At 53.5% G+C, this 19014-nt stretch carries 22 protein-coding genes, 1 tRNA gene and 1 pseudogene; 12 read left to right on the top strand and 12 right to left on the bottom strand.

Going from position 1 to position 19014, the window contains the following annotated elements; translation table 11 throughout:
• Window positions 1-20: 20 nt before the first annotated feature.
• The 6 genes from TEU_RS10700 to TEU_RS10675 all read left to right on the top strand — a co-directional run bounded on the left by TEU_RS10700 (window position 21) and on the right by TEU_RS10675 (window position 5349).
• Window positions 21-1364, top strand: coding sequence for an NfeD family protein (locus tag TEU_RS10700; protein ID WP_081947266.1), 1344 nt, complete (start codon window positions 21-23; stop codon window positions 1362-1364).
• Entirely contained in the window at window positions 1364-2173 is an 810-nt protein-coding gene (locus TEU_RS10695; protein ID WP_050003768.1) for a slipin family protein, read from the top strand. The genes TEU_RS10700 and TEU_RS10695 overlap by 1 nt, the downstream gene beginning before the upstream one ends.
• Before the next feature lie 132 nt (window positions 2174-2305).
• Window positions 2306-3085 carry a cell division ATPase MinD gene (minD, locus tag TEU_RS10690; protein ID WP_050003767.1) on the top strand — a complete coding sequence of 260 codons (780 nt, stop codon included), beginning with the start codon at window positions 2306-2308 and terminating at the stop codon, window positions 3083-3085.
• On the top strand, window positions 3085-3333 hold the full coding sequence (locus TEU_RS10685) for a hypothetical protein (RefSeq protein WP_174412706.1): 249 nt from the start codon (window positions 3085-3087) through the stop codon (window positions 3331-3333). Before minD ends, TEU_RS10685 begins: the two co-directional genes overlap by 1 nt.
• An 88-nt stretch (window positions 3334-3421) precedes the next feature.
• On the top strand, window positions 3422-3670 hold the full coding sequence (locus tag TEU_RS10680; RefSeq protein WP_050003765.1) for a hypothetical protein: 249 nt from the start codon (window positions 3422-3424) through the stop codon (window positions 3668-3670).
• A 167-nt stretch (window positions 3671-3837) separates the two neighbouring features.
• The gene (locus TEU_RS10675) at window positions 3838-5349 is read left to right on the top strand and encodes an AMP phosphorylase (protein ID WP_050003764.1); all 1512 of its coding nucleotides are present in this window, start codon (window positions 3838-3840) and stop codon (window positions 5347-5349) included.
• 5 nt (window positions 5350-5354) lie between these two features.
• On the opposite strand, the gene TEU_RS11950 is transcribed toward TEU_RS10675, so the two are convergent.
• Window positions 5355-5597: a hypothetical protein gene (locus TEU_RS11950; protein WP_227738723.1), complete on the bottom strand. Its 243-nt coding sequence runs from the start codon at window positions 5595-5597 to the stop codon at window positions 5355-5357.
• A 190-nt stretch (window positions 5598-5787) separates the two neighbouring features.
• On the opposite strand from TEU_RS11950, the pseudogene TEU_RS10665 reads away from it, so the two are divergent.
• A pseudogene (locus TEU_RS10665) lies at window positions 5788-7100 on the top strand (RNA-guided endonuclease InsQ/TnpB family protein).
• 20 nt (window positions 7101-7120) lie between these two features.
• On the opposite strand, the gene TEU_RS10660 reads toward TEU_RS10665, so the two are convergent.
• Window positions 7121-7339, bottom strand: a complete 219-nt coding sequence (locus TEU_RS10660; RefSeq protein WP_227738722.1) for a hypothetical protein — start codon at window positions 7337-7339, stop codon at window positions 7121-7123.
• 48 nt (window positions 7340-7387) lie between these two features.
• Entirely contained in the window at window positions 7388-7852 is a 465-nt protein-coding gene (moaC, locus tag TEU_RS10655) for a cyclic pyranopterin monophosphate synthase MoaC (RefSeq protein WP_050003763.1), read from the bottom strand.
• A gap of 263 nt (window positions 7853-8115) precedes the next feature.
• Here moaC and TEU_RS10650 point away from each other — a divergent pair, with 263 nt between their 5' ends.
• On the top strand, window positions 8116-8787 hold the full coding sequence (locus TEU_RS10650; protein WP_050003762.1) for a hypothetical protein: 672 nt from the start codon (window positions 8116-8118) through the stop codon (window positions 8785-8787).
• A gap of 79 nt (window positions 8788-8866) precedes the next feature.
• Here the strand turns inward: TEU_RS10650 and TEU_RS10645 are convergent, their stop codons facing one another.
• Genes TEU_RS10645 through TEU_RS10620 form a run of 6 tightly spaced genes read right to left on the bottom strand, consistent with a single transcriptional unit; the run spans window position 8867 to window position 14252 of the window.
• Window positions 8867-11680 carry an RtcB family protein gene (locus TEU_RS10645; RefSeq protein WP_050003761.1) on the bottom strand — a complete coding sequence of 938 codons (2814 nt, stop codon included), beginning with the start codon at window positions 11678-11680 and terminating at the stop codon, window positions 8867-8869.
• Window positions 11681-11740: 60 nt separating this feature from the next.
• Window positions 11741-12193, bottom strand: coding sequence for a methyltransferase RsmF C-terminal domain-like protein (locus tag TEU_RS10640; protein ID WP_050003760.1), 453 nt, complete (start codon window positions 12191-12193; stop codon window positions 11741-11743).
• Window positions 12186-13124: a tRNA (cytosine(49)-C(5))-methyltransferase gene (locus TEU_RS10635; protein ID WP_050003759.1), complete on the bottom strand. Its 939-nt coding sequence runs from the start codon at window positions 13122-13124 to the stop codon at window positions 12186-12188. The genes TEU_RS10640 and TEU_RS10635 overlap by 8 nt, the downstream gene beginning before the upstream one ends.
• A 9-nt stretch (window positions 13125-13133) precedes the next feature.
• Window positions 13134-13562: an archease gene (locus TEU_RS10630; RefSeq protein ID WP_050003758.1), complete on the bottom strand. Its 429-nt coding sequence runs from the start codon at window positions 13560-13562 to the stop codon at window positions 13134-13136.
• Window positions 13559-14023 carry a type II toxin-antitoxin system VapC family toxin gene (locus TEU_RS10625; RefSeq protein WP_050003757.1) on the bottom strand — a complete coding sequence of 155 codons (465 nt, stop codon included), beginning with the start codon at window positions 14021-14023 and terminating at the stop codon, window positions 13559-13561. The genes TEU_RS10630 and TEU_RS10625 overlap by 4 nt, the downstream gene beginning before the upstream one ends.
• Window positions 13992-14252 (bottom strand): ribbon-helix-helix protein, CopG family, encoded by a 261-nt coding sequence (locus TEU_RS10620; RefSeq protein WP_050003756.1) that lies wholly within the window; start codon window positions 14250-14252, stop codon window positions 13992-13994. Before TEU_RS10620 ends, TEU_RS10625 begins: the two co-directional genes overlap by 32 nt.
• Window positions 14253-14345: 93 nt before the next feature.
• On the opposite strand from TEU_RS10620, the gene panB reads away from it, so the two are divergent.
• The gene (gene panB, locus TEU_RS10615; protein ID WP_050003755.1) at window positions 14346-15203 is read left to right on the top strand and encodes a 3-methyl-2-oxobutanoate hydroxymethyltransferase; all 858 of its coding nucleotides are present in this window, start codon (window positions 14346-14348) and stop codon (window positions 15201-15203) included.
• On the top strand, window positions 15204-15872 hold the full coding sequence (locus TEU_RS10610) for a glycosyltransferase family 2 protein (protein WP_050003754.1): 669 nt from the start codon (window positions 15204-15206) through the stop codon (window positions 15870-15872).
• A gap of 134 nt (window positions 15873-16006) precedes the next feature.
• On the opposite strand, the gene TEU_RS10605 is transcribed toward TEU_RS10610, so the two are convergent.
• Both TEU_RS10605 and TEU_RS10600 read right to left on the bottom strand, forming a co-directional pair.
• Window positions 16007-16083, bottom strand: a tRNA-Thr gene (locus TEU_RS10605).
• A gap of 39 nt (window positions 16084-16122) precedes the next feature.
• On the bottom strand, window positions 16123-16938 hold the full coding sequence (locus tag TEU_RS10600) for a phosphatase PAP2 family protein (protein WP_050003753.1): 816 nt from the start codon (window positions 16936-16938) through the stop codon (window positions 16123-16125).
• 106 nt (window positions 16939-17044) lie between these two features.
• On the opposite strand from TEU_RS10600, the gene TEU_RS10595 reads away from it, so the two are divergent.
• Both TEU_RS10595 and TEU_RS10590 read left to right on the top strand, forming a co-directional pair.
• A complete protein-coding gene (locus TEU_RS10595; protein ID WP_050003752.1) occupies window positions 17045-17491 on the top strand; it encodes an HAD family hydrolase in 447 nt (148 codons plus the stop codon).
• A 3-nt stretch (window positions 17492-17494) separates the two neighbouring features.
• Window positions 17495-18124: a YigZ family protein gene (locus tag TEU_RS10590; RefSeq protein ID WP_050003751.1), complete on the top strand. Its 630-nt coding sequence runs from the start codon at window positions 17495-17497 to the stop codon at window positions 18122-18124.
• On the opposite strand, the gene TEU_RS10585 is transcribed toward TEU_RS10590, so the two are convergent.
• Entirely contained in the window at window positions 18121-18939 is an 819-nt protein-coding gene (locus TEU_RS10585) for a hypothetical protein (protein ID WP_050003750.1), read from the bottom strand. The two genes, TEU_RS10590 and TEU_RS10585, sit on opposite strands and share 4 nt — an antisense overlap.
• Between the last annotated feature and the right edge of the window lie 75 nt (window positions 18940-19014).

Raw genomic sequence — 19014 nt, 5'->3', positions numbered from 1 at the left:
TTTAAGTGGTATTTCTTATGATGAGGGCTATGAAGCGCGCTGTGCTTGTGATGCTGTTCGTTTTAATGCTGTTCATTCCCGGCGTTTCGGCGGGAGGAAATGTTGTTTACGTTGGAACCATCGAGGGCACTATCACCCAGTACACCGCAGACCAGTTCGCGAGCTACATAAAGACCGCCGAGGAAAACAACGCAGAGGCGCTGATTATAGAGCTCAACACCCCCGGAGGCCAGGGGGACGCCATGATGCGCATCGTTTCCATGATTCAGGATTCTACGGTGCCAGTGATTATATACGTTTATCCGAGGGGTGCTATAGCGGCTTCGGCCGGCACGTACATAGCGATGGGCTCCCACCTGATAGCAATGGCCCCCGGGACGAGCATAGGTGCCTGTGAGCCAATACTTGGCTACGCCCCCAACGGGACGATAGCGCGTGCCCCTGAGAAAATCAGGAACTTCTACGCCGCCTACCTGCGCTCCCTCGCAGAGGGGAGCGGCAGAAACGTCACCGCCGCCGAGAAGTTCGTTACGGAGGACTTAAGCCTGACCCCGGAGGAGGCCCTGAAAGCCAACGTAATCGAGGTTATAGCGAATGACGTCCCGGACCTCCTCAGAAAGGCCAACGGCATGAGGACGAAGATTCCCGTCGCCGGGAAGGGGTACGTAACCCTCAACTTCACCGACGTTGAGGTCAGGGAGCTCAGCCCCTCGCTCAGCTACCGTATAGTCACGTTTCTCGCGAACCCTGCTGTTTCGTACCTCCTTTTCACGGTCGGAATGCTCGGCCTCGTCTTTGGCTTTCTGACGCCCGGCTGGCACGTTCCCGAGACCCTCGGTGCAATCCTGCTCGTCCTCGGCGTTATCGGCATGGGCTACTTCGGCTACAACGAGGCTGGGCTCGTGCTGGTAATCCTTGGCATGGTCTTCTTCATAGCGGAAGCGCTAACGCCAACGTTCGGACTCTTCACCCTTGCAGGACTCGTCAGTTTCGTTCTGGGGGGCCTAATACTCTTTGGCAAAGGTGGTAGTGGGGGTGTTTATCTCGTGGAGTCATCAACCTTTGAAACGCTTAGGATTGCTATAATAGTCATGGGAGTTCTGCTCGCGCTGTTCTTCCTCTTCGGAATGGCGGCTGTCGTCAGGGCCCACCGCAGGAAACCTGAGACTGGCAGAGAAGAGCTAATAGGGGAGATTGGGACAGTGGTTGAGGGCCTTAGCCCTGAGGGCCTCATCAAAGTCAGGGGTGAGCTCTGGAAGGCCGTCTCGAAGGACGGTTCGACCGTTAAGGTAGGTGAAAAGGTGAAGGTAGTTGACGTCAAAGGGCTTACTCTTATCGTTGAAAAGGCTGGAGGTGGTAGTTGATGGCCATAGGAACGATGGTGTTGGGACTAATTTTGCTTTTTGTTTTGATTATACTGGCCAGCGCCATAAAGATTGTGAAGGAGTACGAGAGGGCGGTTATCTTCCGCCTTGGTAGGGTCGTCGGTGCCAGGGGTCCGGGACTGTTCTTCATCATACCGATTTTCGAAAAGGCGGTCATCGTTGACCTCCGTACGAGGGTTCTCGACGTCCCCGTCCAGGAGACCATAACCAAGGACAACGTCCCCGTCAGGGTCAACGCCGTCGTTTACTTCCGCGTGGTCGACCCGGTTAAGGCGGTAACGCAGGTTGCCAACTACATAATGGCGACCAGCCAGATAGCCCAGACGACGCTCAGGAGCGTCATCGGTCAGGCTCACCTTGACGAGCTGCTTAGCGAGAGGGAGAAGCTCAACATTCAGCTTCAGAAGATTATAGACGAGGCAACAGACCCGTGGGGCATCAAGGTAACCACGGTGGAGATAAAGGACGTTGAGCTCCCGAGCGGAATGCAGAAGGCGATGGCCAGGCAGGCCGAGGCCGAGCGTGAGAGGAGGGCAAGGATTCTCCTCGCCGAGGCCGAAAGACAGGCGGCTGAGAAGCTCCGTGAAGCGGCGCAGATAATAAGCGAGCACCCGATGGCCCTTCAGCTCAGGACGCTTCAGACCATAAGCGACGTTGCTAACGACAAGAGCAACGTGATAGTCCTTCCGCTCCCGATGGAGATGCTGAAGCTGTTCCAGGCCGCTGGCGAGGCGGCAAGGGTGTACGCGGCAAAGGAGAAGGAAAAAACGGAAGAGAGCTCCGAGTGAACACATCTGGCGATTACCTCTTTTTATTTTCACCGCAAAAGCTAAAAGCATTTCTTCACAAACTTACACTCGCAGTGAGCAGTAGGTCTCAAATTAGGGATAGCACTCATGATTTTACCGGAGGTGTTGGGTTTGGAAGGGCGTTCGATAGTTTTTGCATCCGGAAAGGGTGGAACTGGTAAAACCACAACAGTGGCAAACTTAGGTGTTGCATTGGCCCAGTTTGGCAAGGAAGTGATTCTCCTTGATGCGGATCTGACAATGGCCAACCTCAGCCTCGTCCTTGGAATGGAGGACATACCGATTACGCTCCATGACGTTCTCGCGAAGGAAGCAGACCTCAAAGATGCAATATACGAGGGTCCTGCGGGAGTCAAGGTTATCCCAGGTGGCCTCAGCCTTGAGAAAGTCAAGAAGGCAAAGCCCGAGAGGCTCAGGGAGCTCATGAGGGAAATCGCCCAGATGGCGGACTTCGTGCTTATAGACGCCCCGGCTGGACTTGAGATGACATCTGTTACCGCCCTCCTTATCGGTAGGGAGCTCATCATCGTCACCAACCCGGAAATCTCGGCCATAACCGACTCCCTCAAGACCAAGCTCATAGCAGAGAAGCTCGGAACGCTCCCGCTCGGTGTTGTCCTCAACAGGGTTACCAACGAGAAGACCGAGCTCAGCAAGGAGGAAATCGAGGCTATACTCGAAGTCCCCGTTCTGGCGATGATTCCAGAAGACCCGGAGGTTAAGAGAGCCAGTGCCTACGGTGTCCCGCTCGTCATCAAGAACCCGACCAGCCCCGCGGCCATAGCAATCAAACAGCTCGCCGCAAAGCTTGCGGGAATCAGGTGGCAGCCACCTGAGCCGGAGAGCCCCATCAAGAGGGTCTTCAAGGCCATCTTCGGGGGGAAGAAGTGATGGCAGCAGTCTTCCTGTACGGACTGGTTGTAATCCTGTTGATACTGGTCGTAGTGCTGGCGATCCTCTACATTTCAGCGAGGAACAACCCGTACTACGTTGTCTATGACGAAGAGACCAAGACCGCCCTCAAGAGGCGTGTCATGAACCTCAAGGAAGAGCTTGAGGGCGAGCTCGAGCAGTTTGACATTGACGACTGGGAGAGGACTCTTGAGGAGTCCATAGACGAGGAAGTTAGGAGCCTCTGACTTTATTCTATCTATCTGTTATTAAACTTTTTGGGGCCGTTAAATTTTAAAACCTCTATTGTACTTTCTATTCTGGGGGTGGGGGGCAATGAGAGCCAAGTTGGGATATAAAGACAAACTCGTAGAGATAGCCGGGAGCGAGGTCTTGGTCTTCGACGGAAAGCTTTACACCGCCCTCCTCGAAGAAGTCGTCAGGTACTATCTCCATGGTTCAGCAGTTCTGCCCCCCGCCGTCAGGGAAGTGAGCAACGACGTCGTCAGGTTTCTCCTGAGAACAGGAGATCTTGAGACTTTTGTCCAATCAAGGATTCAGTACGGGGAGAGCCTCTCGGACTGATTTTTCCTTCTCCAAACTCGTTCTTTAAGGTGAGCTCAGTCTACAAGTCCTTGCCTATTGTCTTTATTTTTGCCCCCCTCTTTTGGCGTGCTTTTCTCGAAAACATTTAAATAAACTTTGACAAAGAATATTAATTCAACCAAAACAGATTTGCTGGAGGTGAGAAAATGAGGGCGAAGGTTAGAATCCTTGATTTCTACAGCGGTAGGTACTCGGTTCTCATAAACGAAGAGGACGCAAAGGAGGCCAAGCTCCACCCTGACGACCTCGTGAAGCTGGAGGCCGGTAAGAAGACCGTCTACGGGAGCGTTGTCATCAGCAACCTCGTGGAGCGTGGAGAAGTCGGCGTGAGCAGGGACGTCCTTGAGCTTCACAGCTTTTCAGAGGGCGAGACTGTGGGGGTCATTCCGGCTGGAACCCCTGAGAGCGTCCGCTACATAAAGAAGAAGATGCGCGGCGAGAAGCTCAGGAAGGTCGAGATTGAGGCCATAGTCAGGGACATCGTTGACAGGAAGCTCAGGGACATCGAGATAAGCTCCTTCGTCACATCGCTCGAAATAAACGGCCTTGACATGGACGAGATAGCCGCGCTTACGATAGCGATGGCCGAGACTGGAGACATGCTCGACATAGACAGGAAGCCCATAATGGACGTCCACAGTATCGGCGGTGTTCCCGGCAACAAGACCAACATCCTCGTGGTTCCGATCGTGGCCGCCGCTGGCCTGACGATCCCGAAGACCAGCTCGAGGGCAATAACCAGCGCCGCTGGAACGGCCGATGTCGTCGAGGTGTTTGCCAACGTCAGCTTCTCGCTCGACGAAATCAAGAGGATAGTCGAGAAGGTGGGCGCGTGCCTCGTCTGGGGTGGGGCTCTCAACCTTGCCCCCGCCGACGACATCACGATCAAGGCCGAGCGCGCCCTCAGCATCGACCCTACCGGGCTTATGCTCGCGAGCATAATGTCCAAGAAGTACGCTATGGGAAGCCAGTACGTCCTCATAGACATTCCAACAGGAAAGGGGGTCAAGGTCGAGACCGTCGAGCAGGCGAGGGCCCTCGCGAGGGACTTCATAGAGCTCGGCAAGAGGCTCGGCCAGTACGTCGAGGTCGCGATAACCTACGGTGGCCAGCCGATTGGACACACCGTCGGTCCGGCCCTCGAGGCGAGGGAGGCGCTCTCAGCCCTCATGACCGGCAAGGGGCCGGGAAGCCTCATCGAGAAGGCGACCGGGCTGGCAGGAATACTGCTTGAGATGGGCGGTGTTGCCCCCGCCGGAATGGGCAAGAAGATGGCCAGGGAAATCCTTGAGAGCGGAAAGGCCTGGGAAAAGATGAAGGAGATTATAGCGGAGCAGGGCGGAGACCCGAACATCAAGCCCGAGGAGATACCCGTTGGCGACAAGACCTACACCTTCACCGCCCCCACGAGCGGTTACGTCACCGCAATAGACAACAGGGCCATAACCGCCATAGCCAGGGCCGCGGGAGCGCCGGAGGACAAGGGCGCTGGCCTGGAGCTCTACGTCAAGGTCGGAGAAAAGGTCAAAGAGGGAGACCCGCTCTTCACCATCCACGCCGAGCACGAGGCCAGGCTTGACCAGGCGATAGTCCTCGCGAGGAGGACCGACCCGATAAGAATAGAGGGAATGGTCCTCCAGCGAATCGGGAACATCTGAGCCTTTCATTCTTTCAGCTTTTCGAGCTCTTTTCTGAATTCTTCTCTGCTCATGCACGGTTCCTCTCTCTTGAGCTTAACGGCCGCGACCTTGTAGTTGCCCTTTCCGATGAACCTGCAGGCCTTTTCTGGATCGTCCACAAGCCGGGCAACGGCGTAGGTTATACCATTGCGTTCGATGTAGTCTATCACCGTGTCCTGAAAGCCAGTGAAGACTACAACGCACTTTCTGCTGGGGTTGAAGGGCATCAAGTCCTCGTCAATTGGGGGCAGTTTCTTAACGACACAGTCACCTGGAAAATCGTGGGCTTTAAGGCGCTTTACATTTTTCTTTCTTAAGTCTTGCCGTTCACGGCGGGGATGCAGTAAACCACCCAACCAGCCTTTAGGCAGGAAGGCAAAACTATTTTAAAGCCTAAAATTCACACCATACCTTGAAATGAAGCGCTCAGTAACAGTAAAACTCCAGCCCTCTAAAGAACAAGCAAAAATCCTCCACCAGTTAGCCGATTCAGGAGCCAAAGCCTGGAACCGAGTAAACTACTTGAGGCGACAAGAATTCTTCCAACACAAAATCGTGGACTTCAACAGCACAGAAAAAACCGTTTATGAAGAGTTTAAACGAGAAATCGGTTCTGCCACGGTTCAGCAGATAGCGAGAAAAAACGCTGAAGCGTGGCGTTCGTTCTTCTCACTCCTGAGGAAGAAGAGGAATGGAGAACTCCCCTCTTGGCTCAAACCAAAACCTCCACTCTACCTCAAAGAAGACGGGAGGAGAAAACCCTTAATCGTTCTCAGGAACGACCAGTACAAGGTTGAAGGGAACAAACTAATTCTCAAAGGCCTTGGAAAGTTCAAACGCCTCGAAGTCCAGTTTAAGGGAAGAATTCACTTGAAGGGCAAGCAGGGGCGGTTAGAAATAACCTACGACCCCGTTAAGCGGAAATGGTATGCTCACGTCAGCCTTACTGTCGGGGAAAACTTGAGGGTGAGGAATGGGTAAGCGTTCCAAGAACGCCAAAAGGAAGCCTCTCGGCGGGAATTGACCTTGGAGTAAACAATTTGATGGCAGTTTATGTGGAAAACGGGGAAAGCTTCCTCGTGAATGGAAGGCCGCTGAAGAGCATTGCTTTTTACTGGAGGAGAAAAATTGCTGACTACCAGTCAAAACTCAACAAGAGTGGAGCTAAAGCGAGCAGAAAACTCAAGAGAATGCACGTGAAGGCTAAGCTTCAGGCCAAACACTACATTAACACTGCCGTAAGAGGAACGGTTAGGAAGCTCTACGAGTTGGGAGTTAATAGAATCGTCGTTGGTTATCCAAAGGGAATAGCCAGAAATTCTGACAAGGGTAAAAAGCAGAACTTCCTCCTCTCTCACGTTTGGCGGTTTAACACAGTTATTAAGCGTCTTAGGGAAGTTGCGGAAGAGTATGGTATTGTCGTTGAGCTCGTTGATGAGGCTTTCACTTCTAAGGTTTGCCCTGTCTGCGGGAAGCCTCACGAGGGGGCGAGGTTTGTTAGGGGTTTGTTTAAGTGTCCCGCAACGGGGCTTGTTTTTAACGCGGATTTAGTTGGTGCTTTCAACATTTTGAAGAAGGTTGTGAAAACCATAACCCCGAATCTGGGCGGGCTTTATGCTCAGAGGAGGGGTAACGGGGGGAAGACCCTCCCCGAGGGGTTCGAAGAACCCGTTCTAACGGGTTCCCTAATGAGAACCCCCCAAACCTCCCCATCACTGGCGAGGGGTTAACTCGTTGGAACCCTCGCCCTTCAGGGCGGGGAGGAGGTCAGAAGCTCCGGCGTCTCCCCAGTCTGCTCAAACCTTTCGAGTTCCTCCCTTGAGACCTCTATGGGTTTCGGAGAATAGCAGAGAAACTCCTCGTCGTGGAACATCAGGTACGTCCCGTCCTTCAGGAACATAAAAGCTATCCTTTCCCTGGGGCGGTCGAAGATGTAGCCAGCTCTGCTCTTCTTAACCGTGTACATCATTTTCCATCACTACACCGGCTACATTGGGACATTTATAACCCTTACTGGTCACTTTTGTTTAATCTTCTCGACGACGTGAACGTCCTCAATCCTCGTGAAAGGGTACTGCCCGTTCTCGTCCTTCTCGACGGCCTTCACCATGTCCCAAATCGTCAGCAGGGCCACTGTGACTCCGGTCAGCGCCTCCATCTCGACGCCGGTCTTGTAATAGGCGCGAACCTCGCAGGTGGCCTCTATGTAGTCCTCGCCGAACTCAAATGAGATGTCGACTCCCGTTAGGGGTATCGGGTGGCAGAGGGGAATTAACTCAGGCGTCTTCTTTACCGCCAGAATCCCCGCAATCTGGGCCGTGGCTATGACGTTGCCTTTCTTGGTCTTCCCCTCTTTGATGAGCTTTATCGTCTCCGGCTTCAGCCTTATCCTGCCCTTTGCAACTGCCTTTCGAAAAACAACGTCCTTGTGGCCGACCTCGACCATCTTGACGCCCTTCTCATCAACGTGCGTCAGCTCCATGGAATCACCATGTCTCATTCTCCGGTGGAAAATAAAAAGCATATCGGCAACTTGCCGGGCAATTGGTTGAAAAAAGATGGTATCGAAAATGGTTCTGGGACCAACAACGGGGAGATGAGGCCTAAGAGCAAAAATTTAAAAATTTAAATGGAATGATAACTAATGTGGGACGTAAACGTTCAATGGTGCGATGTTGAAAAGTTCAAATCCTAAAAGTTTGGGTGCACAAACTCCTATGCCATGAACAACGTGGGGGCACTAAAATGAATGGCTGGAAAGGTGCACTTCTTCTTGGCATTGGCTATGCGGTTGTAATCAGCTGGGGCCTTGAACTGAGCATTAACAGGGTGTTTGGGGCTGTTTTTGGCTCAGGAATCAAATATTACGTCGCGGGTTTATGGGGGATAACCGTTCTAAGACTTTTGCTTATGGGCGTCTTTCTTAAATGGTTAAATCTGAATTGGGCTGATCTATGGGGAGGGGAGCTCTCGTTCAGGGAGCTGGGGCTTGCATTCCTCTGCGCCTCATTTTTGCTGCTTCCAATAGACGTCCCCGCTCTCCTCATGAAAGCTTACCACCCTCAAATACTTGGGGAATACCGGTACTTTCTCAAACTCGCGTCTGGGGATAAGGCCATGGCAGTGTTCGCTCTCTTTTCTCAGTACGTATACTACCTCGTAGAGGCACTGTCCGTCAATATGCTGTACTTGGGTAGTGCTAAGTTCGTGGGAGAAAAGGGTGCGATAGTGATTCCAATGGTCTTCTGGGGTGTGATGCATATTCTCCAGGCTCTGAACAGACCGTTGCCCGTAGCTACTGCAGTCGCAATTCTCGCTTCAGTAGAAGCGGGAGTGATGTATGGTTACGCCTACAAAACCGGCAACATGATTGGCCCACTAATAATCTTCTTCACCGTGGTTATGTTTGTTGTGTGATGGCACATTTTTTACTGGTTTCTCTTTTTGGACTTCTCTCTGCCCAAGCGGCCTAAGATAAAAAGGTGGAAAACCGAATTCAGCCCTTCGCGACGCCCATCGGGCGCATCCTCGCGACGAGCTTTGCTATGCCAGCCTGGTGGACGACGTTGACGACGTTATCGACGCTCTTGTAGGCTCCGGGAGCCTCCTCTGCAACGACACGAAGCGAAGCCGCGCGGACGTAGATTCCCCTCTGGAGGAGCTCGTTCCTTAGTTTATCACCGCGGTACTGCCTGGTGGCGGCCTTCCTGCTGAGCAGTCTTCCGGCGCCGTGACAGGAGCTTCCGAAGGTCTCTCTCATCGAGCCCTCGGCTCCAGCTAAAACGTAGCTCGCGGTTCCCATCGAGCCGGGAATGAGAACGGGCTGGCCGACGTCGCGGTAGGCTTTCGGCACGTCCGGGTGACCAGCCGGGAAGGCCCTCGTTGCTCCCTTCCTGTGAACGACGACCTTGACCTTCTTTCCATCAACTTCGTGCTCCTCAACCTTCGCTATGTTGTGGGCGACGTCGTAGACGATGTGCATCTCCATGTCTTCTGCCTTGCGCTTGAAGACCTCCTCAAAGCTCTCCCTGACCCAGTGGGTTATCATCTGCCTGTTGGCCCAGGCGAAGTTAGCGGCCGCCTTCATCGCGCTGAAGTACCTCTGCCCCTCCTCGCTCTGGAAGGGAACGCTGACGAGCTCGCGGTCGGGCCAGGGGATTCCATACTTCCTGTTGGCCTTCTCCATTATCCTGAGGTAGTCGCTCGCCACCTGGTGGCCGAGACCGCGCGAACCGGTGTGAACCATCACCACGACCTGCCCTTCGAAGAGGCCGTAGGCCTTGGCTATCTCCTCGTCAAAGACCTTATCAACGACCTGAACCTCAAGGAAGTGATTCCCTGAACCGAGGGAGCCGAGCTGTGGCGCTCCCCTCTGCTTCGCCCTCTGGCTGACGGCGTTCGGGTCCGCTCCTTCCATCCTTCCGCCTTCCTCGAGGTGCTCCAAATCCTCCTTCCAGCCGTAGCCGTTGTCAACGGCCCACTTGGCGCCGTCTGCTAACACGTCGTCGAGCTGGGTCCAGTGGAGCCTTACTCTTCCCTTGCTTCCCAGTCCAGAAGGCACGTTTTTGAAGAGCGTGTCAACGAGCTCCTTGATGCGTGGTCTTACCTCTTTCTCCGTTAAATTCGTTCTAATCAGTCTGACGCCGCAGTTGTGGACGACGACGCCGTTGGCTATGAAGTTGTGCGCCCTGTGGTAAACGCCGATGTCGTAGAGCTTTTTGGAGTCGCTTTTTATCTTCTTAACTTCAATTACCCTATCAAGCACGAAGCCGCCTTCAAGCCCGTAGGTTTTGAGGAAGCTTTCGAAGTCAGGCAGAAGTTCTCTCATCTTTCTGTTTCTCTGGACTAAGTTGCTCTCTGAGATGTTTTCTCCTATCACAATTTTTCTCCTCAGGTATTCCGCGAAGATTAGTGCATAGGGTTTCTGGGCGGTGTATTCGTAGCCAATCCTGGAGAGGAAGTTGTATATCTCCCTTGTGTTGGAGTATATTACAAGCCTGTACATTACCCGATTGTTGTACTCTTTGACTTTCCTTACATGTGAGGTGACTTCAAACTCTGCCAGCAGTTCTTTAATTGAATTCAGGAACTTCACAAGGCCTTCTTCAAGTTCTTTGGTCTTAACTGCGGTTAGAGATATAGAATTTGGAGTGTACTTGTGATCACTGGACATCAATCTTGGCTTGCTTCCATCCGCGCCGAAAAGCCCCGCCAAGAAGTTCCGCTTAATCCATTTGGGAGCCTTTTTGATCCACTCTGGGACGTCAAAGTCAACGTCGGTTTTCTTGCCCACCGGAGCACCCAGCTTGATGAGAAGCTTTGAAAACGCCTTTGATGTAACCTTTATTGAGTACTCAGTTCCTGTGGTCTCAAACTCTCCCCACGCAGTCTTGACGTTTTCCTCTCTGGTTCTCTTGTAGACTCTGGATGCCTTGATGTTAAAGTAGAACTCAAGATCCTTCCTAAGGGTCTCAAGCCCTCCCTTGTCTCCGTAGAAGACTGTAATTATTCTTTCTCTTCCGTTCTTCTCACGGTAAATGTCAAAGGATCCATCGCCTATAAAGTACCCCAGTACCCTCGCCAGAATACCTATCCTCAGGTCGTCCATTCTCAGTGGGAGTAACCCCCTCTCTTCTAAGTACTTAACCAGCTGTCTGTCCTCGTTTTTGAAATCTTCGTGAGTTAAAAGAATTCCTGGTTCTGGTTCTTCGTACTCGACTCCCTCGAATGGATAGACCGCCACCAAATCACCAGGCTTTAAGTCCTCTGCCCTTATGTACCCGTTCTCAGTAAGTATCGGGTGGTCTCCTGAGACCTTAAGAACCCTTCCACTTGCGAGTTTTATTTCGTATATATCCTCGTCGCTATCCCTCTCCGCGACCAACATTATTCTAGAGTGGTCGTTGTGGCCTTCTTTTGCGTCGTAAACCTTTAGTGTAACCCTTTTGAATGATTTAGGGAGATCCTTCACCTGAATCTTGAATCCCAAATCACTTATGACCTCGGTTTCTTCGTGGAGACAATTCACATCATAACCCACGCCTCCGGGGCTTATGACGCCTTCTTTGATGTCAAAAGCCGCTACACCACCGATTGGGAAGCCGTAGCCCTGGTGTCCATCAGGCATGACAATTGAGTACTTGTAGATGCCCGGGAGCATGGCGACGTTGGCGGCCTGCTCCAGAGTCCTGTCCTGACGCATCTTCTCGATGAGCTGGTCGTCAGCGTAAACCCTTCCCGGAACGCGCATTCTCCTGTCGAACTTAGGAATCTCCCACCGGATTTTGTCAATCCTCTTCAGCGGAACCATCCTCTCACCCCCTCCTTAGGTGGGCCTAAAATTATTTTAAGCTTTCGAGGAACGGAAATGTTACTCAATCCTTAACCTCCTCTCCTTCGGGACGTAGTTGAGCAACCTCCCGTTCTTGGCCTTGGCCGAGCCGAGGTAGTAGGAGCGCCATTTGAGGAGCACCCAGCCGTCTGGCACGTCAACTTCCACGCTCTCCCCGGCCAGGTAGCGCTTTGCTTTCTCATCGTCCAGCTCGACGACGTTCTTCGTTGCCTTTGGTCCAACGAGGAAGGCACCTTCAATCGTCAGCCTTATTCCGTCGCTCTCTATCCTGCCGAAGTAGACGCCTCTTCTGCCCGTGTCGCTTATCTTGAGTTCACAGTGCTTGTAGGCGTAGACCTTCTGGTGGTTGCCCCTTATCTCGTAGATCAGCTCAGGCGCATAGCCGTAGTTCTCCATGAGGAGCCTCTTGACGAGCTCGGCATCGCTGGTCTTGCCAATCTCGTTTCTGGGATTTCCCTTCTCATCACTCATTTTCATCACCCGGCTTGACTATCTTCGCTATGAAGAAGGCCTCGGTGTCGTTGTCGTTCGGGTGTATGCGCAGAGCCTTTTTCAGCTCGTCAGAGTAGGTCTTCCCCTCCCACTCAAGGACGGGCTCGCTCGTCTTCACGGGCAGTTCTATCCTCTCCAGCCTCGCATCGGTCTTCCTCAGGAGGTAGTCAACGACCTCCTCGTTCTCAAGCGGGTCTATGGTACAGGTTGAGTAAACCATAACTCCCCCTGGCTTGAGCGCTTTGTAACCGGCCAAGATGAGCCTCTTCTGAATGTTCATGTACTTGACGACGGCCTTCTCACGCCACTCCCTCAGGAAGCGCCAGCTCTTTCGTATCATTCCGACTGAGGAGCACGGTGCATCCAATAGAACCCTGTCGAAGGTGTTCTCGAAGCGCGCGAATTTAGTCCCGTCCCGCGTCGTTACCCTCGCTATCAGAACCCCCATTCTGTTGAGGTTCGCTATCAGGACGTTGGCCCTGTCCCTGTTGGGGTCGTTTGCTATTATGCACCCATCGTTCTCCATGTACTGGGCTATTTGTCCTGTCTTCGAGCCCGGCGCGGCGGCCATGTCGAGGACGAGCTCTCCCGGCCTCGGCTCGAGAACCACCGGCGGAATCATCGAGCTTGCCTCCTGCCCGAAGATTAAGCCGAGGCCGTGCTCCGGGACTTTTGCGAGGTTATCAACGTTGATGAAGAACCCCTCCCTAACCCAGGGAATCGGTTCGAGCTCGAACTCCTCCCTGAGTCTCTCAACTACTACCTCCAGCGGGGCCTTGAGCGTGTTCACTCTGATGCTCTGCCTGAGGGGCTTAACCATGAACTCCCAGAACTCGTCCGAATCGTCGAGCTTTGAGTAGCGCTCGTAAAAGGCTGAATTTGCTTCCCTAATAACGTCCCTCGCGCTCATCCAATCACCTCACAGGTCGGGGACGAACTGCGCCATCCAGCGCCCGTCCGGGAGCTTTTCGATTTTCATGTCGTGGTAGGTTATTGCCTTGACTTCCTCCTTCGGCTCGTGCTTCTCGTAGTCGAGAACCTCGCCACAGGCCTTCGCTTTGAGGCGGTAGCCGTTCTCTGTCTTCTCTATCCTGACTCTAACGTCGCCGAAGACCAGCCCCTCCATGTCGTGGAGCACGAGGAGCTCTTCAAGGAAGCTGTACAGGAGAGCCTCTAAGTCCTCTTCCTCCACCTCAACCTCGCGACATTCCCTCGGCTCGACCTTCCTCACGTCCACCATCACGTCAAAGAGTCCCAACGCGACTGCCTCAAAGGCCTCCTCAAGCGTTGAGCCGTAACCGCGAACGCCTATGTCAGCGGTATGCTCGTAGTGCTCCCACTTTCTCATTCTCTCACCCCCAAGAGAATTGAGTTCAGGCCCTCTTTAAGGGCCACCTCGTGAAGCCTCTTATCTGCAGTGTAAAAGGCATCGGCCTTTACATGCTTCGCCGAAACTATTTGCAAGGCGTCAGCCTGATAAATGTGATACCTCTCAATCAGCTCCCACGCATCGGCGAGGAGCAGGGAATGGACGGGAACGACCTCAAGGACACCCAGCCTCGTGAACCTCTTTACCTCCGCAAGGAAGCCCCTCTTCAGGAAGTTGAACTCCTCCTCTGTGAGCTGGCCTCTCCTCAGCTTTTTGTCGAATATCCCGATTACCTCGCCTATGTTCCAGAAGCTGAAGGCCAGCTTAACCTCGCCCCTGTAGGCGTCCCTGAAGGCTTTCTTCACAACGTCACTCCCGTTTTCGTTCAGATACCTCTTCAAGATTGCACTACTGTCCAAGTAAACGCTTCTCGCGGTCATCCCTCATCTCCCTCAGGAGCTTTTGACTGCTCTCGCCACCAACGTCGAGTGGCTCGAACCACAGGGGAACTTCTGAGTCATCAACGTCCTTCAAGACCTCGTTTATGAGGTAGTTCATCAGCGCCTCCTCCAGCAGTCTGCTGACCTCGCTTCCCTCACGAAGGGCCAGCTCTTTAAATTCCTTCCACAGCTCCTCGTCGACGTAAACGCTCGTTTTGACTTTCCCCATGTCACCACCTGTAGGTAATTACCTACGTCGGTATATAATCCTATCGAAACCGTTAATTAGACCGCCAGCTAACCCCTCCACAGGTGGAAGAATATGAGGGAGATAACGCCGAAGAGAATCCGCGAGATGAAGGGGAAGGAGAAAATCACGATGGTGACGGCCTACGATTACCCTTCAGCGCTCCTGGCAGATAAAGCGGGAATTGACATCGTTTTCGTCGGCGATTCCCTCGGAATGGTCGTTTACGGCGATAACAATACGCTCAACGTGACGATGGAGCAGATGGTCTTCCACACGAGGGCCGTTGCAAGGGCCGTCAGGCGGGCGCTCGTTTTAGCGGATATGCCGTTTTCGAGCTACGAGGTGAGCGTCGAGGAGGGCGTTAAGAACGCCGTTAGGTTAATTCAAGCAGGAGCGGACGCGGTGAAGATTGAGGGTGGAGCAGACCACGAGAAGCTCGTCAGGAAGCTCGTTAGGATGGGAATTCCTGTTATGGGGCACACTGGACTAACCCCCCAGCGCTATCTAAGGCTCGGTGGCTACAGAATCACGGGCGAGACCGAGGAGGAAATCGAGGAAATCCTGCGCGACGCTAAAGCATTGGAGAGGGCCGGAGCCTTCGCGGTCGTTCTGGAGTTCGTCCTAGCCGATGTCGCAAAGCTCGTAACTGAGGAAGTCTCGATACCGACGATAGGAATCGGGGCGGGCCCGTACGTTGATGGCCAGGTTCTGGTCTGGCACGACCTCCTTGGAATTTACGAAAGCTCGCCTCCCTTTGCCAAGCGCTACGCCGAGCTGGGCAAGATAATCCTCGACGCCCTCGGCCAGTACAACCGCGAGGTCAAGACTGGAGAATTTCCAAGTTCCGAGCACTACTGGGAGTATCAGGACAAGGAAGACTTCAGGAGGAAGGCTCAGAAGGCCCTCGAAAGGCTTGGAGATGGTGAGTGAATGCTCGGCGGAAAGAGGATCAGCGTCATAATCCCGGCCTACAATGAAGCGGAGAGGCTCCCCAAAGTGCTGGAGAGGATTCCCGACTTCGTGGACGAGGTAGTGGTGGTCGACGATGGCTCAAGCGACGGGACTCATGAAGTTGCAGAGAAGTTTTCCAGGAAAGACGTCCGGATAAAGGCAGTCAGGCTTGGGAAGAACTGCGGCAAGGGCGGTGCAATGCGTGAAGGAATCCGACACTCCAGCGGGGACGTCGTTGTCTTTATAGACGCAGACGGCCAGCACAAGCCTGAGGAGATAATCAAGCTCGTTGAGCCAATAATATCCGGCGAGGCCGACCTGGTAATCGGTGCCAGAAGGGTCGGGGAGGCCGGCAAGAGGCCTTTCCATAGGAGGCTCAGCAACATAATAACGACGAGGCTCATAAGGTTCAAGCTTAGGCAGTACGTCTACGACACCCAGAGCGGGTTCAGGGCCTACAGGCGGGAGTTCCTCCCGGAGATAGAGAGCGAGGGGTATGAGGTTGAGACGGAGATGCTCCTGAAGGCCGCTAAGATGGGCGCGAGGATAAAAGAGGTTTCGGTGAGCATGATATACGATCCCTCACGGGAGGGGCGGTTTGGGCCGAGGGACGTTTTTCGTTTCCTCAGGGTGTATTTCAAGTTCTGAGGCCCCATTGCCCTTTTACTTTCTGTCTGCTTGAGCGCACGTAGAGATGTGGCAGAGTTAAGAGCACAGAGAATCCCGTGACGGTTCACTTTTCTGCCAAGTCAGTCTTGAGAAACCTGTAGGAATATGAGTTGTGGAGCCGGGACCGGGATTTGAACCCGGGACCTGGGGATTACGAGTCCCCCGCCCTGCCGAGCTAGGCTACCCCGGCACCGTTGTAAGGAACAGGCCCGTTATTTATAAGCTTTTCTCAGGGCTGGCCGAGGAGACTCCTGACCACCATGAGCCACTTCTGGGGGTACAGGGCCACAATGAGCACCAGCGCGGCGAGGGTGAAGTTCAGCATCGTGATTGCCCTGAGGGATTTCGTCTCGAGGCGGTGTATCCTCTCGGGAATCCTGAGCCTCGTGTCGTCGGTTATCCTGGAGACCAACCCCGCTAGGAGGAAGCCTGTGAGGACGTCGTAGACCCAGTGGTGGGCTAGGAAGACCGTCGAGAACGGTATCAGGGTGTTTATCACTATCACCGCCTTGCCCCCCAGGCGCTTCCGGTACTTCCAGACTGTGAGGATGTGTATCGCCGCGAAGGTGTTGTGGAGGGAGGGCAGTACGAACTCCTGCCTGGTCAGGAGGGTGTCCTTTACCGGATATCCCTGAATCTGGTAAACGTAGTGGGGTGCGTAGATGTGGAAGATTAGATAGACAATTCCGGCCCCAGCGTAGGCCAGCAGGTACCTCGCAAGGAGCTTGTCTGCAGCCTCCAGGTCGCGCAGGTATATCAGGACGTAGAACACCATGAACGCTATTGACCCTGCGAACCCGAAGTAGTAGACCCATTTGAGAATCAGATAAAGGGGAACGATGGAGCGGGTGTACTCCAGAAGCGCGAGGACAAAGGGCTTCGATGTGAGAGGGAGCTTTAAGAACTCCTGGGTAATGTCAACGCTTTTCCTGCCCATGTAGATGTACAGAAGGCTGAACGCCATCCATCCAAGGTAGCTGAGGAGGAATGCGTTGAGCCTCACGATGACTTCTCTGTCCCGAAGTCTTGAGACGAGTGGTTCCATTTCTTATCCCCCAAAGTTATGCTTTTAACTCGCTGGTTGTGTATCGCCTCAGTGTAGAATCCAATCCTTTAAAAACTTTACACTCAACCCCAAACGGGTGGTAGTTGTGGAAATACCTGGCTACGGAAAACTTAAGTTCGGCGCGGTTCTCTTCGACCTCAACGGGACACTTGGGGTTGAGGGGAGAGTTCCGGAGGACGTTAAGAAGCTCCTCGTGAAGCTTGCTGACCGCTGCACGGTCGTCATTCTTAGTGCCGACACCTTTGGGACGCTGGAGGAGGAGTTTAAAGGGCTCCCCGTTAGGATCGAACGGGTCTCAACTGGGGCAGAAAAGGCCGAGATAGCCGAAGGCTACGCCCCCTATGTGGCCATAGGCAACGGGAACAACGACGTTGCGATGCTCGAAAGAGCTGAGTTAGGGTTCTGCGTGATTGGAAAGGAAGGTGCGGCAGTTGATGCCCTCCTCGCGAGCGACGTGGTCGTTACCGACGTGAGGGACGCGATAGAGATGCTCCTCGACGAGAGAAAGCTGATAGCGACCCTGAGGGGGTGAGGTATGGACTACAGGACGCTGAAGGGCATCGGGACTGCCGAGCTGGTCATTAAAAAGTCTGTGTTCATAGGCTACGCTTCCCCAGCAAACACCGAAGAAGAAGCCAAAGCCTTCATCGAGAGAATCAAGGCCCACCACAGCGACGCGACGCACAACGTCTCCGCTTACCTCATCAACGACGGGAAGAACTTTGCCGTCCGCTACGATGACGACGGCGAGCCCAAGGGCTCGGCGGGAAAACCAGTACTCAATGTTATACAGAACAAGGGGCTGAGCAACGTCGTCGTTGTCGTTACGCGCTACTTCGGAGGCATAAAGCTCGGCTACGGTGGGCTCGTCAAGGCTTACAGTGACGCGGCAAGCCTTGCAATCGAGAACGCGGGGGTAGTTGAGGTTTACGAGACGGAGCGCTTCGAGGTCACCTTCCCCTACAACCTCTTCCACACGGTCAAGGAGACAATCGAGAACTACGGGGGACGGGTCGTTGGTGAGGACTACGGAGCGCTGGTGGCGTTCACCGTAGAGACTAGGAAGGGCGAGGCCGATGGGCTGATGGAGCTCCTGACAGAAAAGACACGGGGGAGAGCAAGGCTGAGGAGGCTCTTTATGAGCTCGTTTGAGGGGAGCCTTTAGTCCCTCATTATTTTTAGGAGTTCGCGGAGCTTCCAGTGCAGGATCACCAACGGGTAAAGGGGTCTAAGGACGGCGTGAAAGGTGACTCCACCGGAGGTTTTCCTCGGCACCAGCTTGTAGAGTTTTGGATTGAACCCTCTAGATCGCAGGAACTCTTCCTCATGTTCAAGATACGCCCCTATGAGCAATTCAAGTGCATCAGCACTCCCAGATCTTCGTTTTAGGACTTCAACGAACTCCTCGCAGGTCTCCGCACTCTCCCCCTCGAAGAGAAAGTCCTCGAACACAAGCCTTCTTTCCTGCCTTTTTATCCTGCGGCAGAGCTCCAGCATTAGATCGTAGTCGTTGACGTCATGCACCCTACCCAGAACTTTCGAAAGCGTGTATGTCCTCCATGAGCGCCCCTTAACGTGAAGGGCCCACGTGAATGCTTCTACCAGCACCTTCCTTTTTTCATTGGGATCGTCTAAGCACCATCCCACCTTTTGCAGGATTTCAGCTTTCTCCCTTGGTCCGGGGATAAGATAAACTCTCTCCCAAACCTCGCGGGCGCGTTCTGGTGTACACTCCTCCAAATACTCATAGAAAAGCCTCCAGAGACCCCAGGAGATACTTTCGAGGTCATCAAGGAGTGCTACAATTGTATTCACACCATCGTCAAGCTTACCGTTCTCCCTAAAGGCGAGACCAAGGTTTATGACGTTGCGAGTGTAATCGGACAGCTCTCCATTGTTGAGCTTCCTTCTATCAATGTTGCGTAGGACTTCTCTGGCCGCTTCAAGCTCTCCCATTGCTATAAGCTCCTCAACGTTCATTTCTATCACCGTTAAGGGCATAGATATGGAGGCATTCTCAATGCGAGGAGAGGATAAAATATCCATCCTCGGTTC

The organism is Thermococcus eurythermalis, assembly GCF_000769655.1.
Classification (GTDB): domain Archaea; phylum Methanobacteriota_B; class Thermococci; order Thermococcales; family Thermococcaceae; genus Thermococcus; species Thermococcus eurythermalis.
Note: the sequence above shows the minus strand (reverse complement) of the source record. Positions and strands in the feature narration are given on the sequence as shown.

What these genes read in the sequence shown, in the direction of transcription:
- TEU_RS10700 (WP_081947266.1), top strand. Translation starts at nt 21, where the DNA reads ATGAGGGCTATGAAGCGCGCTGTGCTTGTGATGCTGTTCGTTTTAATG.
- TEU_RS10695 (WP_050003768.1), top strand. Translation starts at nt 1,364, where the DNA reads ATGGCCATAGGAACGATGGTGTTGGGACTAATTTTGCTTTTTGTTTTG.
- TEU_RS10685 (WP_174412706.1), top strand. Translation starts at nt 3,085, where the DNA reads ATGGCAGCAGTCTTCCTGTACGGACTGGTTGTAATCCTGTTGATACTG.
- TEU_RS10680 (WP_050003765.1), top strand. Translation starts at nt 3,422, where the DNA reads ATGAGAGCCAAGTTGGGATATAAAGACAAACTCGTAGAGATAGCCGGG.
- TEU_RS10675 (WP_050003764.1), top strand. Translation starts at nt 3,838, where the DNA reads ATGAGGGCGAAGGTTAGAATCCTTGATTTCTACAGCGGTAGGTACTCG.
- TEU_RS11950 (WP_227738723.1), bottom strand. Translation starts at nt 5,597, where the DNA reads ATGCCCTTCAACCCCAGCAGAAAGTGCGTTGTAGTCTTCACTGGCTTT.
- TEU_RS10660 (WP_227738722.1), bottom strand. Translation starts at nt 7,339, where the DNA reads ATGATGTACACGGTTAAGAAGAGCAGAGCTGGCTACATCTTCGACCGC.
- moaC (WP_050003763.1), bottom strand. Translation starts at nt 7,852, where the DNA reads ATGGAGCTGACGCACGTTGATGAGAAGGGCGTCAAGATGGTCGAGGTC.
- TEU_RS10650 (WP_050003762.1), top strand. Translation starts at nt 8,116, where the DNA reads ATGAATGGCTGGAAAGGTGCACTTCTTCTTGGCATTGGCTATGCGGTT.
- TEU_RS10645 (WP_050003761.1), bottom strand. Translation starts at nt 11,680, where the DNA reads ATGGTTCCGCTGAAGAGGATTGACAAAATCCGGTGGGAGATTCCTAAG.
- TEU_RS10640 (WP_050003760.1), bottom strand. Translation starts at nt 12,193, where the DNA reads ATGAGTGATGAGAAGGGAAATCCCAGAAACGAGATTGGCAAGACCAGC.
- TEU_RS10635 (WP_050003759.1), bottom strand. Translation starts at nt 13,124, where the DNA reads ATGAGCGCGAGGGACGTTATTAGGGAAGCAAATTCAGCCTTTTACGAG.
- TEU_RS10630 (WP_050003758.1), bottom strand. Translation starts at nt 13,562, where the DNA reads ATGAGAAAGTGGGAGCACTACGAGCATACCGCTGACATAGGCGTTCGC.
- TEU_RS10625 (WP_050003757.1), bottom strand. Translation starts at nt 14,023, where the DNA reads ATGACCGCGAGAAGCGTTTACTTGGACAGTAGTGCAATCTTGAAGAGG.
- TEU_RS10620 (WP_050003756.1), bottom strand. Translation starts at nt 14,252, where the DNA reads ATGGGGAAAGTCAAAACGAGCGTTTACGTCGACGAGGAGCTGTGGAAG.
- panB (WP_050003755.1), top strand. Translation starts at nt 14,346, where the DNA reads ATGAGGGAGATAACGCCGAAGAGAATCCGCGAGATGAAGGGGAAGGAG.
- TEU_RS10610 (WP_050003754.1), top strand. Translation starts at nt 15,204, where the DNA reads ATGCTCGGCGGAAAGAGGATCAGCGTCATAATCCCGGCCTACAATGAA.
- TEU_RS10600 (WP_050003753.1), bottom strand. Translation starts at nt 16,938, where the DNA reads ATGGAACCACTCGTCTCAAGACTTCGGGACAGAGAAGTCATCGTGAGG.
- TEU_RS10590 (WP_050003751.1), top strand. Translation starts at nt 17,495, where the DNA reads ATGGACTACAGGACGCTGAAGGGCATCGGGACTGCCGAGCTGGTCATT.
- TEU_RS10585 (WP_050003750.1), bottom strand. Translation starts at nt 18,939, where the DNA reads ATGAACGTTGAGGAGCTTATAGCAATGGGAGAGCTTGAAGCGGCCAGA.